The sequence below is a fragment of the Streptomyces vulcanius genome, from assembly GCF_042653945.1.
Taxonomy (GTDB): Bacteria; Actinomycetota; Actinomycetes; order Streptomycetales; family Streptomycetaceae; genus Streptomyces; species Streptomyces mangrovi.
Genome location: NZ_JBHSFK010000075.1, coordinates 1 through 15,705, shown reverse-complemented (window position 1 = coordinate 15,705; position 15,705 = coordinate 1). Strand labels below are relative to the sequence as shown.

Sequence of the window (15,705 nt, the reverse complement as noted above, 5' to 3'; positions counted from 1 at the left end):
GTCTCACCGGAGAGAGCCGCCGCCCGCGGCCGTGCGTCACTCCTGCGGGCTGAGCCCGGGTGCCGGCTCCACCAACGCTGTCTGCATCAGCGTCGCCTTGCGCCGGGCGATGTATTGCCCGCGGCCGGGCGGAAGGTTGCGCGGCTTGATGTTGCCGAAGACGTAGCCCTCGGTGGGCGGGCACGACAGCAGCAGGCCCGGGGTGTTGACCTCGTCCAAGCGACGCAGCAACTGTTCGTTGAGGCCACGGGCCGCGCCGGTGGCCGAGCGGGCGACCACCATGTGGTAGCCGATCTCGTGGCCGAGCGCGAGGTGCTCGAAGAGCGCGGCGAAGGGGTGGTCGTAACCGCCGCCGGAACTGACCAGGTCGTAGTCGTCGACGAGGACGAACAGCCGCGGGCCCGTCCACCAGTCGGCGCGACGCATCCGGGCCGGGGTGATCTCGGCTCCGGGGAGTCGGGTCTCGATGGCCCGGGCCGAGCCGGCCGCCAGCTCGCGCAGCGCGTCCGCCGACATGGCGTGACCGAGCCGGTACTCCTCCGGTACGGCATCGAGCAGTTCGCGCCGGTAGTCCACGACGAGCACACGCGCCTCGTCCGGGGTGTAGCGCGCGGTGATCGCCGAGGCGACCATCCTGAGCAGGTTGGTCTTGCCGCTCTCCGTGTCGCCGACGGCGACGAGGTGCGGGGTCCGGCTGAAGTCGTGCCAGACCGGCGCCAGCGTCTCCTCATCGAGGCCCAGGGGGATCCGCAGACCGACGCCGAGTTCGGGGGCCGGCAGCTCCGCCAGGGGCAGCCGGTGCGGGAGCATGCGGACCGGCGGCGCCGGGGGAGCGGACCAGTGCGCGGTGACCTGTTCGACCAACGCGGTCACACCGTCGGTGAGGTCGTCCACGTCGCCGCGGCCGTCGATGCGGGGCAGCGCGGTGAGGAAGTGCAGCTTTCCCTCGGCGGTCAGGCCGCGGCCCGGCGTACGCGGCACCTTGGCCGCCTTGCGGACGTCGATCATGGAGTCCATGTGGTCGCCGAGACGCAGTTCGAGGCGGGTGCCCATCTGGTCGCGGACCTGTGCGGACAGCTCGACCCAGCGGGCGGTGGCGATCACGAGGTGGATGCCGTAGTTGAGTCCCCGTACGGCGATCTGGTTGAACGTCGGGATGAGGGTGTCGAAGTCCTGGCGGACCGTCGACCAGCCGTCCACCACCAGGAAGACGTCGCCGTGCGGCTCGTCCGGGAACTCGCCGGCCGCGCGGCGACGGCGGTACATCGCCATCGAATCGATGCCGTTGTCCAGGAAGAACTGCTCACGCTGGTTGAGCACGGCCGTTACTTCGGCCACCGTGCGGCTGATCCGCTCCTGGTCCAGCCGGGCGGCGACACCACCGACGTGCGGCAGCCCCGCGAGGGCGGCGAGCGCGCCGCCACCGAAGTCGAGGCAGTAGAACTGCACTTCGCGCGGGGTGTGGGTGAGCGCGAGGGCTGTGATCAGCGTACGCAGCACGGTGGACTTGCCGCTCTGAGAGCCGCCCGCGACACCCAGGTGGCCGCCGTCGGCGGACAGGTCCACGAGCAGGGGATCGCGGCGCTGCTCGAACGGTTTGTCCACCAGGGCGACCGGCACCGTCAGCCGGCCGGCTCCCGGCCACCCGGACGCGGTCAGACCGCGTGCCGGGTCGGGGGCGAGCCCGGGCAGGAGCCCGTCCAGTGTGACGGGCAGTCCCAGCGGCGGCAGCCACACCTCGTGGGCGGGCGGCCCGGAGGCCCGGAGCTTGTCCAGGGCGACCGACAGCAGGGTCGCGTCGGTGTCCTTCTCCTCCTCGGCGTCCGGCTCCGCGGCGGGGAGTGCCACGGGAGCCCGCGGCACCACGTATGCGGCGGTCCACGGCACCACCTGGCTCGCCACCCGTGCCTGGACGGCGGCGCCCCCGCGCTGCCGGTAGGGGCCGGAGACGTACGCCGCCCTGAAGCGGGTCAGCGCCTCCACACCGCTCTTGAGGAAGCCGCTGCCGGGCTGCGGGGGCAGCTCGTAGGCGTCCGGCACGCCCAGTACGCCCCGGCTCTCCATGGCGGAGAAGGTGCGCAGACCGATGCGGTACGACAGATGGCTCTCCAGCTGGTGCATACGTCCCTCGTCCAGGCGCTGCGAGGCGAGCAGCAGATGGACACCCAGGGAGCGGCCGAGCCGGCCGATCATCACGAACAGCTCCATGAACTCGCGGTGGGCCGCGAGCAGTTCGCTGAACTCGTCGACCACCACGAACAGGCTGGGCAGTGGCGCCAGCGGAATGCCGGCCGCGCGCGCCTTCTCGTAGTCCAGTGCCGAGGTGTAGTTGCCCGCCGAGCGCAGCAGCTCCTGCCGGCGGATCAGCTCGCCGTGCAGGGCGTCCTGCATCCGCTCCACCAGCGCGACCTCGTCCGCGAGGTTCGTGATCACCGCGGAGGTGTGCGGCAGCTCGTCCAGACCGAGGAAAGTGGCGCCGCCTTTGAAGTCCACCAGGACGAAGTTGAGTGTCTCCGAGGAGTTGGTCAGGGCGAGTCCCAGGACCAGGGTGCGCAGCAGCTCGCTCTTTCCGGAGCCGGTGGCCCCGATCAGCATGCCGTGCGGGCCCATACCGCCCTGCGCGGACTCCTTGATGTCCAGCTCCACGGGCCGCCCGTCGCCGCCCAGGGCGATGGGCACCCGCAGGCGCCCGGCGCCGGTGCTGCGCCGCCACAGCGCGGCCGGTTCGTGCCGGTGCAGATCAGGGATGCCGAGCAGCGTGGTCAGTTCCGTGTCGGTCGCCAGCGGTTCGCCGGAATCCACGCTCAGGCTCATCCGGTACGGCGCCAGCAGCCGCGCCATGGCCCGTGCGGCCACGGGGCCGACCCGGTCGGGACGGCCCAGCGCCGTCGTCTGCTCCTTGCGGTTGCGGTCGGTGCGCACCAGCTGCACGGCGTCGGACTCGACGTCCAGCCGCAGCGTGGTCCGGCCCGGCCGCCAGCGCAGCGCGTCGGACAGGTCGATCACGACGGTGTTGCGGTAGCCCGTCCCGTCCAGCCGGTGACCGGAGGGCATGGTGCCTCCGTCGACGACGATCACCGTGAAGGGTTCCTCGCGCCCGGCCTCCGCCTCCGGGTCGAAGGCGGGGCGCTCGGTGAACTCCGCGCCGAGCAGATCCTCCAGCTCGTTCAGGGCCGACGCCACCAGCCGCACCGGACCGGCGCCGTCCTCGTCGCGCGAGTCGAGGTTGTGCGGCAGCCACTTCACCCACTCCCACTGCGCGCGCCGCTCGTCGGAGACGCACAGCGCGATCCACAGCTCCTCCGGCGCGTGGAAGAACGCCAGCTGCGTCAGCGCCGAACGCACCAGGTCCCGCACGGCGCGGTCGTCGCCGTGCAGCAGCACCCGCGCCCAGGACCTCAGGTACAGCGCGATCGGCTGACCGGGCACTGTGCTGTAGGCACGTATGAACCGCCGTAGGGCGTGTGCGGACAGCGGGTCGAGGTCCTCCACCGGCTTGGTGGACAGCGGCGTCAGCCGCATGGCCAGCTGCTGGTCGCCGACGGCGATCCGGACCTCCGCGAAGTCCTCGTCCTTGACGCGGCGCTCCCACAGCCGGGTGCTGCGGACCATCGACCGCAGGGCCCCGGGCTCCGGGTGACGCCAGGCCAGCGCCAGCTGCTGCTCGGTCACGGCCCGGTGGACCTGGCGCCGGGACTGTGACAGATACCTCAGATAGTCCCGGCGTTCACCCCGCAGCCGCTGCTTGCGGTCGCTGTGCTTGCGCATGAGCTGACCGAGCAGCATCGCGCCCGACGCCAGGAGCATCATGCCGATGGCGAGATAGGCGAGAACACTTCCCCCGCCCGGACGTATGAACACCAGCATCGTGGAGATCGACATAAGTGCCATAGGCGCGTATGTCCAAACGGCCGAGGTGTCTGGCACGATCTCTGGCAGGGTAGGCGGCTCCTGGAGGCTCAGTTCCCCCTCGGGCATATCCGGGCCACGGCGTCGGGCAGGGCGACGAAACAGCACAACACTCAACGAAACCGGCTCCTTACGCGGGGGCCTCGGGCGATCTGCGCCGACGTGTTCCAGGTGGCTGAAACCCGGACTGTTCACACCTGCCCGACGGGTTTGAGTAGTCTGCATGCTTGACGCGTAAAGTACCAAGCCGTATCCGTCGACCCACCAGGGAACCGCGAGCCTCACGATGACCGACAACGCAGTGGCAGCCCTGTGCCGCCTCACTGTTCACGCCCCCGGCAAGGCAGTTGATCTGGCGGTACCGGCCGACGTTCCCGTCGCCGACCTCCTGCCGACCCTCCTGCGCTACTCGGGCGAGCAGGTGGAGGAGACCGGCCTCGAACACGGAGGCTGGGTGCTGCAACGCCTCGGCGGCCCTCCGCTGGACGGCGAACATACCCTGGAGACACTGGACCTCAAGGACGGCGAGGTGCTGTATCTGCGCCCCCGCTCCGAGTCCCTGCCGGAGGTACGGCTGGACGACCTGACGGACGGCATCGCGACCGTCATGCGCGACCGGCTGCACGGTTGGCGCCCCGAGATGAGCGGCCACCTGCTGCGCGCCCTCCTCGTCCTCACCCTGCTGCTCGGTCTGGCGATGCTGGCCTGGCCCAGCGGCGACGCGGATCTGCGGGCCGCAACCGCCGGAGCCGCGGGCGTGCTGCTGCTCGCCGGATCCGCGTCGGCGAGCCGCGCTGTGGGCGACGCGCCCGGCGGCGCGGTGCTGGGCTTCATGGCCGCGCCGTTCCTGGCGGTGGCCGGCTGGCTGCTGCCGGGCGGCGAGATAGCCGGACAGCAGGCCTATCACGTGCTCGGCGCCCGACTGCTGGCCGCGGGCGCAGCCGCCGCGGGCGGCGCCGTACTGGCGCTCGCCGTCTCCGCCGTCGCTACACCCGTCTTCGTCGCGAGCGCGGTCGTGGCACTGGCCGGGGCCGCAGCAGGCGCTCTCATGAGCCTGCTGGACGTCCCCACGGACGATGCCCTCACCGTCGTCGCGGCGGTGATGGTCGTCTTCGGCGGGTTCGTGCCCGCCCTGTCCTTCAAGCTCGCCGGCATGCGGATGCCCTCCCTGCCCACCAACCCGGGCGAGCTCCAGACCGACATCGAGCCCTACAACGAGGGCGACGTGGCGACCCGCACCGAACTCTCCAGTGGCTGGATGACCGCCCTGTACGCGGCCACGGGTGTCGTCTGCGTCGGCGGCCTGGCCGCCCTGGCCTGGCGGCCCAACCTGGCCGAGGCACTGACCGCCGGAGTGCTGTCGGCGCTGCTGCTGACGCACGGGCGCGGCCTGGTCAACGTAGGACAGCGACTCGTCCTGGTGACACCGGGCGCCTGGGGCGCCGCACTGCTCGCCCTGACGAGTGCCGTCAACCTCACCCCGTCCCAACGCCCCGTGCTGGTGGCAGGCCTGCTCGGCGTGGCGGCGCTGCTGGCGATCGCCACCTGGACCATCCCGGGCCGACGCATGCTGCCCTACTGGGGACGGGCGGCGGAGATCCTCCAACTGCTGCTCGCGGTCGCCCTGCTGCCTCTGACGCTGTGGGTCCTGGGCGTCTTCGGCGCCCTGCGGGCGATCAACGGCTGACCTCGACGAACCGGAAGGCACGCGACCATGCAGTCCAAACGGGACCAGGTCCAGGCCCACACCTTCATCATGAGCCGGCTGGCCTCCGGCATGCTGCTCGGCGACCCCGACGCCGCGGAGAGCCCCCTGGGCCGCACCACCCGCGGCACGATGGTCGGGGTCGTCGTCACCGCCGTCATCGCCGCCGGCTCTCTGCTGTACGGCGTGATCTCCCCCGGCGGCAACGACTCCTGGCGGACCACGAACGGCCTCATCGTCAACGAGGACACCGGCGCCCGCTACCTGTTCGCCGACGGGCGGCTCAGACCCGTACGCAACTACGCCTCGGCCCTGCTGATCGGCGGCGCCGACCTGAAGACCACGAACGTACGCACCGCTTCGCTGCGCGGGACCCCCCTCGGCACACCGGTGGGCATCCCGCAGGCCCCGGACCAGGTGCCGGACTCCGGTGACCTGGACGGCGGGCCGTGGCATGTGTGCTCCACCCTCGGCGCCGCCGAGGACAAGGCCACCGGCGGCGCGACCGCCACCGCGCTCACCACGCTGGTCGTGGGCGCGCCGGTGACGGGGCACGGCCTCAGCGACCAGGACGGCCTCCTGGTCCGCGGCCCGGACAAGGCGGCCTACCTGGTGTGGCGGGGCAGCCGGCTCAAGCTCGACGCCAAGTCCGCCGCGGTCGTCTCCCTCGGATACGGCTCGGTCACCCCGCGCCCGGTGTCCGCCGCGTTCCTCGACGCCTTGGTACCGGGACCCGACCTCGCGCCCGCCGCGGTGCCCGGGCGCGGCGACAAGGGGCCGTCCCTGGGCGGCAAGGAAAGCAAGGTGGGCCAGGTGTTCCAGGTCCACGTGCCCGGTTCGGCACCGAAGTACTACCTGCTGCGCGCGGAGGGCCTGGTGCCGCTGACGGACACGGGCGCCGCCCTGCTCCTCGGCGACCCGGCGACCCGTGCGAAGGCCTACGGCGGCACCTCCCCGACCGTCGGGGAACTTGGCGCGGACGCACTGAAGGAACACCAGGCCCCGGGCACCGAGGGCCGTTCACCCGGAGCCGCCGGACTGCCGCCGTCGCCACCCCACGCGACCACCGTGCCGGACGACCAGACGGCCTGCGCAAGCGTGCAACCCGACCATGGCGGCACCAAGGTCGCCACCGTCGTGATACCCGCGAGCGCACTCACCCCCACCGCCCCTACCGTCACCGACGACGTCACCACGGCGTGCCTGCCGGTCGACGCGACCGTCATCCGACCCGGTCACGGCGCGCTGGTCAGAGCACTCACCGCGAGCGGCGCGAAACTCGGCGACACGACCTACTTCGTGGCGGACAGCGGCATCAAGTACCGGGTGCCCGACGCAGCGGCCCTCAAGGCACTGGGCTACACCGACAGCGATGTGAAGGCGCTGCCCTCACCCCTGCTCTCGATGCTGCCGTCAGGCCCCGTCCTGAGTCCCGAAGCCGCGGCCGGCCGCGGCCGGGCCGTCGTCACACTCCCGGACTGCCAAACCGCCTCCGCAGGTACGGGCGCGACCACCAAGACCACCAAGTCCGCGCCATAGAAGCACAGATGACACCCGTCCTATGACGTGTGCGTTCTCCGGGAGTGCATCGACATCTCCCGGAGAAGGCGCGGACGCCCCAGCCGAAGTATCCGACTAACCGAGAGGTGCACCATGGCGAGCAACGGCCAGCAGTCAAGCGAGCAATCCACCCGGAACGGCGTCAACGCCCTCGAGGAAGCCTTCAACGGCGTCTGGAAGATACGTGGTGACGTGAACAGCACGCGCGGCGGGCTCGAGAAGGCGTTCGGGGGAGGCGACGGCGGTGCCTACGGCAAGCTGCTCCATGACTGGGACGAGAAGGTCGACATCATCCTGCGCAACCTCAAGGGCATGATCGCGCAGCTCAACCACACGCTTGTCGAGCACGGCAAGACACAGGGCTCGTCCAACGACGCGATCAACCAGGCCTACAAGGCGTCCGAGTCGGCCTTCTCGCAACTGACGGGTGGTCGCTGACCGTTCCGCGATTCCGCAGCCCGCTCACACAGACACACACATCGCCACCCACACCGAGAAGAGTCCTTTGATGCCCAACTTCAACGACGGAGAGATCTTCGTCGACTACCAGCACTCGAACAACGCCGCCGATGACCTGGTCTTCCAGACCCATGCGATCGCCAAGACGCTGGAGTCGCTGGACATGGAGCTGAACGAGCTCAAGAAGACCTGGATCGGCGGAGACGCCGACCTCTACCGGATCAAGCAAGCGGCCTGGGACGGGGCGGTCAAGGAGCTGGAGGGCATGCTCCACTCGAACGCCGGTCTGCTGAACCAGATCGTCGAGAACTACCAGTGGAGTGAGTCGCGCCTGACCCAACTGTGGGAAGACGTCCACATCGGCCGCTGATCCGACAGCGCGATCAACACTCGCCGTCCGCCGTCCAGCCGTCCGGGCTGTGACGGCGGACGGCGCCCCACCAGCCAACGGAACAGGAGCTTGCCGTGGTAGATCTGACCCGTCTGGACTCGCGCGGGATACAGACGTTCATCGAGACGACCCTGGCCGAATTCCTCGCCGAGTTCGAGAAGATCAGGAAGGACGACCCCAACAGCGCCCGCGCGCTCAAGACCATGCTGGCGGGCACCGCGACTCCCGAGACGCTCGACGAGAACCAGTTCGCCGCCATCGGCCTGATGGCGGCGGACGACTCCGTCCACGGGCAGAGCCTGATCAAGACGATTACGACCGTAGCCGGCTCCGTCGACGACGAGATGGCCGCGAACCACACCTTGTTCAAGGACATCGACCGGGATCTGCGAGAGACGGTGAAGACGCTGCTCACGACGCAGGACACCAACCTGAGCTCGATCGACGGCGAGAAGTTCCTCGACATCTTTACCGACGTCGACGACGACCTCGGCAGCAAGACGACCTCCACCAGCGGCAATTCCTAGCCGGTAACCCGTCCACCACCCAGCTCACTCCTGGAGTCCGCGCCATGCCTGCCAACTACGATCCATCTGACTACTGGGGCAAGGCCGTCACCCTGCTCACCGGGTATGGCGTGCCCAAACGATCGACGTTGTTCGACCAGCTCAAGGGCAACGATGACATTCCGCTCTTTCATATGGAGCTTCAGAATCTGGGTGTGCGGGCGGTAACAGACAACGATTACGGATGGCAAAAGCACTCTGGTGGAGACTATGAAATAGTCTTCTATACCGCAGGCGGTGACGGAGCTCATAACAAGGTCGAGATGCACCGCGCACGGATCGTCTTCATCGGCCTGCTCGGTACCCACGGCAGCCAGGGGCACCTCATCGACCAGGGCCATGTCTTCGGGGGTGCCAAATTCGGTGCCGACAGCCAGTGGGACAGCAGCCCACTCGCGCAGTACATCAGTGGCCCCAAGGTGGCGCTGGAGACGTTGCTCGGGGAACAGACCACTCGGGACTTCCAGTACAACGGATTGTCGGTGCTTCCCAGTGAGGCCGTGGACCTCAAGTCGTTCGAGCGCAGCGCCATGGCCTTCGACCGCGCGATCCAGTTCTTCAAGGTCCGCGCGCAGGAGCTCCAGGCATGGGAAAAGTCCATGGGGGACGAACAGGCCGCCTGGAGGGGACAGGCGGCCGGCGTCTTCTGGCACCTGCTCCACCAGGTGCGCACGAACTTCGACAGCTACGTGGAACAGCTGGGCGGCAAGGACTTCAACGGCAGCAACGTCCTTATGAGCGGCTACCACCCGCAGACCAAGTACGGCGATGCCCTGGCGGGGGCTCAGCAGGCGCTGGTCAAGCAGGCCCAGGAACTTCAGGACGCCTGGAGCCGCTGGGCCGGCGTCGGGACGGGTGAGGACCCGTGGCACGACCCCCACCGTGCGCTGCTCAACCTGCTCGACGACATCGTCCGCTGGGTACTGGAGGCAAACGTCTCCAACATCATGAAGAGGGAGGGCAGAGCCGCCACCTCCTACCTGACGACCGGCTCCTTTCGGGAGAACCACCCGTACTACGGGAACCTCAAGGAGATGTCGACCTGGCGAGCCGTCGGCCAGCACGCCGTCGAACTGTGGAACGCGCGGGTGGAGCAGTGGCTGGTGCCCGTGGCCAAACAGGTCCTGGTCACCTTGGGAACCGAGTTGGCCAACGCGAGCGAGAACTTCGGCGACCCGGTGAAGACGAAGGACACGTCGACGTTGACGGAGTCGTACACGACGGACAAGAACAAGGCCACTGAGGAGGAGAGCAAGAAGAACGAGGAGAAGCTCAACCAGTTCCTGAACGACACCGGCAAGAACCAGAAAGAGCTCTCGGATGGTCTCAACGACCTCAGCGGCGGGATGAACAACAGGCTCAGCGCCCTGAACGAGGGCCTGAGCGGCGGCCTGGGCGACCTCGACAAGAACCTCGGTGAAGGCCTCGGGGGCGGGCTCAACGACATAGGCCAAGGCTTGACCGACCTGAACAACGGCCTGGGCGCGGGGCTCAACAACTTCGCCCAGAACCTGAACGGGGGCCTCGGCGACGGCGGCACGTCGGACCTCAACGACCTCGGCGGCGGCACGTCGGACCTCAACGACCTCGGCGGGCTTCCTGGCGGCGGTACGTCCGACTTGAACGACCTGGTCGGGGGCGACGGCGGGAACAGCCTCACCAACCCCGACGGCAGCACCACGCAGCTCAACTCCGATGGGACGCTGACGACGGCGTTCCCGGGCGGCGGCATGACCACGTTCAACCCGAACACCGGCGCGCTGACGACGACCGGGCCGGACGGCAAGACCACGACCACCAAGCTCAACACGGGCAGTTCGTTCACCAATCCCGACGGCAGCAAGACGACGCTCAACCCGGACGGCACTCTCACCACGAAGTATCCCGACGGGACCACCACCACCGTCGACCCCTCCACCGGCGCTACGGTCACCAAGCATCCCGACGGCACGGAGACGCAGACCTCGCTCGACCCGGATCCGGGCACGTTCACCAACCCCGGCGGCTCCACCTCCGAACTGAACGCGGACGGGACGCTGACCACCGAGTTCCCCGACGGCACCACGCAGACGCTCGATCCGCTCACGCACACCGTGACGACGAAGCAGCCCGACGGCACGGTGTCGACCTCCCACCTCGACACCGGTGAGCCGTTCCACAACCCCGACGGGTCGGTCACGAAGCTCAACGCGGACGGCACCCTGACCACGAAGTTCCCGGACGGCACGGTGGAGACCCTCGATCCCGAGGACGGGACCCTCACCACGAAGCAGCCGGACGGGACGTCGCACACGACCGACCTCAACGGCCCCAGCACGGGACTCGGTCCCGGAGCCGGCCTGTCGAACTCCTCGGGCGACAGCAGCTTCCCGTCGATCGACCTGAACGACATCAACACCAGTGGTGGTTCGAACTCCGGGCTGCCCGACTTCTCCGTCCCCGGCGGAGGTTCCGCCGCGCAGACCTCGAGCCTCAATCCCGGTGGCTCCGGCCTGGGATCGGGCCTCGGCCACGACGAGCTCGGCGACGAGAACCTGTTCGACGACGCGGACAGCGGCGACGGCCTCGGCGGTGCGCTTGGAGCCCCCACCGCCGGCCTGGGTGCCGCCGCGAGCAGCGGCGCGGCGAACGGCGCCACCCCGCTCAACCCTATGGGTATGGGCGGCATGGGCATGGGGGGCATGGGGGGCATGGGGGGCATGGGCCAGGGACAGGGCGGAAACTCCAACGGCGAGCGCGTGCGTACTGTGCACGGCGAGTCCGGCGGGGCATCGCTGCGCAGGTCCTCCAGATTCCGCTCCACGGTGGAGGAAGAGGAGGAACTCGTCTTCTCCGGCAACCAGGTCGCCACCAGCTCGAGCCCCTTCGCTTTCAGGGGCGGCGGTTCCGGTGCCAACGGCAGGACGGCCACCGAGAGCGGTGACCGGCAACGGGCCGGCTGGCTGGAGGAAGAGGAAGACGTGTGGGGCACGGACGAGGGCGGCGCACCGGCGGTGATCGGCTGATGAGCGAGACGACCCCGTCCGCGGGCGGCGGATTCCCCGAGCCGGCGCTGTTCGCGGAGACGATGGAGCAGCGCATCGCCAAGGCGATGGCCGAACTGGAGGCCGTCCAGGAGGGCGTGGCGAAGGCCGAGGCGGAGCTGCGGCAGGCGTCCGTCACCGCACGGTCCCGGGATCGCGCCGTCGAGGTCGCGGTCGGCGCGCAGGGTGAGCTGACCGGACTGGTGTTCCTCGACGGCAAATACCGCACGATGGCGGCCGCCGAACTCGCGGCCAGCGTGCTGGAGGCGGCCGGACGCGCTCGTACGCAGATGTCGCGCCGGGTGATGAGGACACTCCAGCCCTTCACCGAGTCGAGCATCGCGATTCCGGAGCTCTCCGGCGTCGACATCGACTGGGAGCGGATCTTCGGCCCCGCAGTTCGAGGCGGCTCGAACGGCGGCGGCCGTGTGCGCAACAGCAAGTTGCAGGACGAGATCAACGAGGACCTGGAGGACTAGGACACGATGGCTGAGGAATACAGCGCCGATCGCGTGCGCCTTCGGAACGCTATCCAGCAGATCGCCCAGCTCAGTGAAATGGGCGAGCATCTCATGGCCAGGTTCACCCAAGGGCTGACCGAGACGACGAGGTGGTACGGCGAGGACGACGACTTCGCCCGGGAGATAGGCCCGCAGGCGCGACGGGAGACCCAGGGGACCCTCGACACCGGCAGGTCCGTGGTCGCTGCCGTGTCCGCCGTGACCGACGGCACGAACACCAACCTCAAGAACATCAACGAAACCCAGGGGAACAACCTGGAGGGCATCCTGAGCAACGCCAACAAGCAGCACGGCGGAAGGCGCTGACCCAGCATGGCCATCGAGGCAAACCCCCGCCTGAACAATGTCATGCTCGTCCTTACCGGCAGCGAGTTCCTTCAGGCCAACGAAGATCAGGCGCGCAAGGCCGCGAAGCTTATCCACGTCCACAGCAAGGATTGGCTGGCGTACGCGGAAGTGCTCGAACAGACGGTTCTCGGGGCGTCACGGGGTTTGCCACCAAAGGTCGGCGACGCCTACTCCAGGGCCATGAACCTGTTCGTGGACGACGGGGGGAGAAACTACCTCAAGGAGTTCGCGGCCCAGCTGAAGGGGATAGCCGAAGGCCGCGACAAGACGGCGCTGAACATCATCGAGTCCAAGTGGCAGCTCATCGCCGAACTCGTCCAGCTGCTCATCGAGCTCTTCGTCCTCGCCGTGATGTCCGTGTTCTCGGGCGGCGCGACCGCCGGTGACATGGCTGTCGCCAGGGCCAAGGCACGACTCCGGATCCTGCTGATCCTCGATCTGCTCATGCGGCGGACCCACTTGATGCCGTCGCTGAGCGAGGCATTCGAAGAGGCGTTCGCGTCCTTCGCGGTCCGGCTCGCCCTGATCGTCGGCGGCCCCCATGGCCTCAAGCCGAAGGGCTTCGACTGGAAGCAGATCGCCCAGGACGGTGTATTCGGCGCCTTCGCCGGTCTGTTCGCGCACCTCCTGCCCGGCCTGGCCAACAAACTCAAGGATCTCGTCAAGAAGTTCGACCGTCACAGCCCCTTCGACAGCAAGAACCTGACCACGGATGTCGGGTCGAAGGTCGGCAAGCCAGGAGCCCAGGGCGGCGGCAGGAACGTACTGCCCGACACCTACAAGGGCACCGGCGGGCTGCCCGGGTCGCACACCACCCCCAAGTCCACGGTGAACACCGTCGCGCAGACCGGCGTCAACGCCGCGGAGGCGTTCACGGTCGAGGGTCTCGCCGAAGGGCTGGCCGAGTCCCTCGGCGGCGGTCTGTTCAACGGCCAGTGGGCATGGAGCTGGGACACCCTCGCCGGCGCCGGCATGAGCGGCGCCACGATGCAGGGACTGGCCCTGGGCGCCGGGGGCCTGGGAGCGCTCATCGGGCAGAAGTTCAACCTCAACAACATCAGCGCCGCCCTCAGCGCGGGCGTGAACCCGAAGACGGGGACGGGGCCGTCCGTAACGGGCGGCCCCCGCTTGACGAGCGGCACGGGCGGGACACCGACGGCAGCGGGCGGCAAGGGTGTGCCGACGGCGGGACAGAGCGATGTCACGCCGGTGGAGGCGCAGGAGGACGTTCCCACTCCCGACATCGGCACCGGCAAGCCGGTTGTCACGACGGTCAGCTCCGACACCCATGTGCCGACGGTGGGCGGTGCGACGGGCCCTGCCGACGCGCACACCGGAGCGGGCGGCCGTCCGGCGACGTCGAACAGGCCGGTCACCACCAGCGCCGGCCCGGCGGACGAGGAGTCGCACACGGCTCCACGGCCCGACACCGTGGAGCAGAGCGGGAGCGACGGCGAACCCGCCCTCGGTGTTCCCGTCGGAAGCGGACACACGTCGGACACCCACGTCACCTCACCGGCGGACCGCGCGCAACCGCCGGTCACGACCTCCGGACCCACGGCCGACCCGCTCGACACCACCGCACCGGCCGCTACGACAACGCCGGTGAGTGCGGTCACCACGACGGCGGGCCCCGCGAGCGCGGCCGGCGCCCCGGGGTCCGCCGACACGGCACCGACCGCGGCGCCGGAGGCGTCCGTCTTCCCCCAGCCGTCCGGTTCCACGGGCGGCATACAGCCCCAGACACCGACCACCTCCCCGGGTACACCCGCATCCGCGACGCCGGCAGCCGCAACCTTGACCGGGTCGGGCCCGGCAACCACGGAGGCGACCGGCGGCCGTCCCCACACCCCGGCCGTTACGGCGCAGTCGAACGGCACCGCCGCGGATCAGACAGCCGAAGGCCCATCGACCGCACCACCCGCGGCCCGGCAGGCCGAACACGAGGCCTGGCAGCGGCTGTTCGACGCTCACCCCGACGAGCACCGGACACTCCTCGACGAACTGACCGCCCACCGGGACGGCATCGCGCCGACCCAGGAGGAGATCGACCTACGACAGGCGGTCAGTGCACAACTGGCCGCGCTGCCAGGGGTGACGGTCACCCTGGACGACGGCGCGGACTTCGGCCACTACGCGGCGGCGGCCACGCTGATGGACTCGCTGAGCGGACTGGGCTATCCGGGCCCGTTCACGGTCGTGGCGCCGCAGACCGCATGGGACCGGCTGACCCCACTGCTGCCCCAGCACCTCGAGCAGCGCGTGGACCGCCGCTCCCGGACATCCTCCATGGACGCGACCGGGGCCGACGCACCGGCGCACGGCTCGACCGAACTCCCCGGCGATCTGCTGGTCCCCGTCCAGGACGCGGACCGGCACGCCGTGCCCGGCTGGGCGGAACTGCACGACGCCGACGACGCCCTGTCCGCCCTCGCGGCCCTCCCGCCGACGGACAGCGGGGGCCTGCTCCTCGGACCCGGCCCGATGCGACGGCTCTCCGCCGTCGTGGGCCAGAGCCGACTCACCGCGATCCTCGGCCTCGCCTCCACCCTCCAGCAGATGGCCGACCACCACCTGGACGACCCCTCGCACTCCGGGGACCGGCACCTGAACGCGACAGCCGTCACGATCAGCCCCGACCAGCTGACCCGCCTGCGGGAGGCTGTCACCGCCCAGCGTGCCCAGCGGATCACGGCCGTACGGCAAGCGGCGGAACACGCTCCGGCCCCGACGCCCGAACAGGTCGCGTTCCTCGCCGGCACCGTCCGCAGGTCGCTGCCGCCCGGAACCCGGTTGCGGACCTCCTTCGGAACGCCCGCGGCACAGCGGGACCTGCCGTTCAGCGCGCCCACGGTCTCGGAGCGGGACACCGGGTCGGTTACCCGTCCGGCCACCAGCAGCCCGCTCACGACATCCGTCGACCTGGAGACCGACTCCGACTCCGACGCTGTGTCCCTCGTCGACAGCACCGACGGCACACGCATCAACACCAGGGACACCGAATACTCCGACGCTCGAGACGGGTTGCCGCCTGTGCCGTCGGGTTCGGTTGGTGGTGGTCGTCGGGTGGGTCCGCCGGTGTTGCCGCCGTCGGGTGGGTTGCCGCCTGTGCCGTCGGGTTCGGTTGGTGGTGGTCGTCGGGTGGGTCCGCCGGTGTTGCCGCCGTCGGGTGGGTTGCCGCCTGTGCCGTCGGGTTCGGTTGGTGGTGGTCGTCGGGTGGGTC

9 protein-coding genes and 1 pseudogene are annotated in these 15,705 nt (G+C 69.6%); 9 read left to right on the top strand and 1 reads right to left on the bottom strand.

The window, feature by feature from the left end:
- Positions 1-36: 36 nt before the first annotated feature.
- A complete protein-coding gene (gene eccCa / locus ACFPIH_RS54530; RefSeq protein ID WP_381169165.1) occupies positions 37-3,978 on the bottom strand; it encodes a type VII secretion protein EccCa in 3,942 nt (1,313 codons plus the stop codon).
- A gap of 217 nt (positions 3,979-4,195) precedes the next feature.
- Here eccCa and eccD point away from each other — a divergent pair, with 217 nt between their 5' ends.
- From eccD to ACFPIH_RS54485, 9 genes and pseudogenes are all read left to right on the top strand, one after another.
- Positions 4,196-5,596 (top strand): type VII secretion integral membrane protein EccD, encoded by a 1,401-nt coding sequence (gene eccD, locus ACFPIH_RS54525; RefSeq protein ID WP_381169163.1) that lies wholly within the window; start codon positions 4,196-4,198, stop codon positions 5,594-5,596.
- Between the two features lie 27 nt (positions 5,597-5,623).
- The gene (eccB, locus tag ACFPIH_RS54520) at positions 5,624-7,153 is read left to right on the top strand and encodes a type VII secretion protein EccB (protein ID WP_381169161.1); all 1,530 of its coding nucleotides are present in this window, start codon (positions 5,624-5,626) and stop codon (positions 7,151-7,153) included.
- A gap of 114 nt (positions 7,154-7,267) precedes the next feature.
- Positions 7,268-7,612 carry a hypothetical protein gene (locus ACFPIH_RS54515; protein ID WP_381169159.1) on the top strand — a complete coding sequence of 115 codons (345 nt, stop codon included), beginning with the start codon at positions 7,268-7,270 and terminating at the stop codon, positions 7,610-7,612.
- A gap of 70 nt (positions 7,613-7,682) precedes the next feature.
- Complete coding sequence (locus ACFPIH_RS54510) at positions 7,683-8,003, top strand: WXG100 family type VII secretion target (protein ID WP_381169157.1); 321 nt, start codon at positions 7,683-7,685, stop codon at positions 8,001-8,003.
- Between the two features lie 95 nt (positions 8,004-8,098).
- Positions 8,099-8,551, top strand: a complete 453-nt coding sequence (locus tag ACFPIH_RS54505) for a type VII secretion system-associated protein (protein ID WP_381169155.1) — start codon at positions 8,099-8,101, stop codon at positions 8,549-8,551.
- A 44-nt stretch (positions 8,552-8,595) separates the two neighbouring features.
- Positions 8,596-11,595 carry an AAWKG family protein gene (locus tag ACFPIH_RS54500; RefSeq protein ID WP_381169153.1) on the top strand — a complete coding sequence of 1,000 codons (3,000 nt, stop codon included), beginning with the start codon at positions 8,596-8,598 and terminating at the stop codon, positions 11,593-11,595.
- The gene (locus ACFPIH_RS54495) at positions 11,595-12,092 is read left to right on the top strand and encodes a YbaB/EbfC family nucleoid-associated protein (protein WP_381169151.1); all 498 of its coding nucleotides are present in this window, start codon (positions 11,595-11,597) and stop codon (positions 12,090-12,092) included. Before ACFPIH_RS54500 ends, ACFPIH_RS54495 begins: the two co-directional genes overlap by 1 nt.
- 6 nt (positions 12,093-12,098) lie before the next feature.
- A complete protein-coding gene (locus tag ACFPIH_RS54490; RefSeq protein ID WP_381169149.1) occupies positions 12,099-12,440 on the top strand; it encodes a hypothetical protein in 342 nt (113 codons plus the stop codon).
- Positions 12,441-12,446: 6 nt separating this feature from the next.
- Positions 12,447-15,705: pseudogene (locus ACFPIH_RS54485) on the top strand (hypothetical protein); the annotation flags it as partial.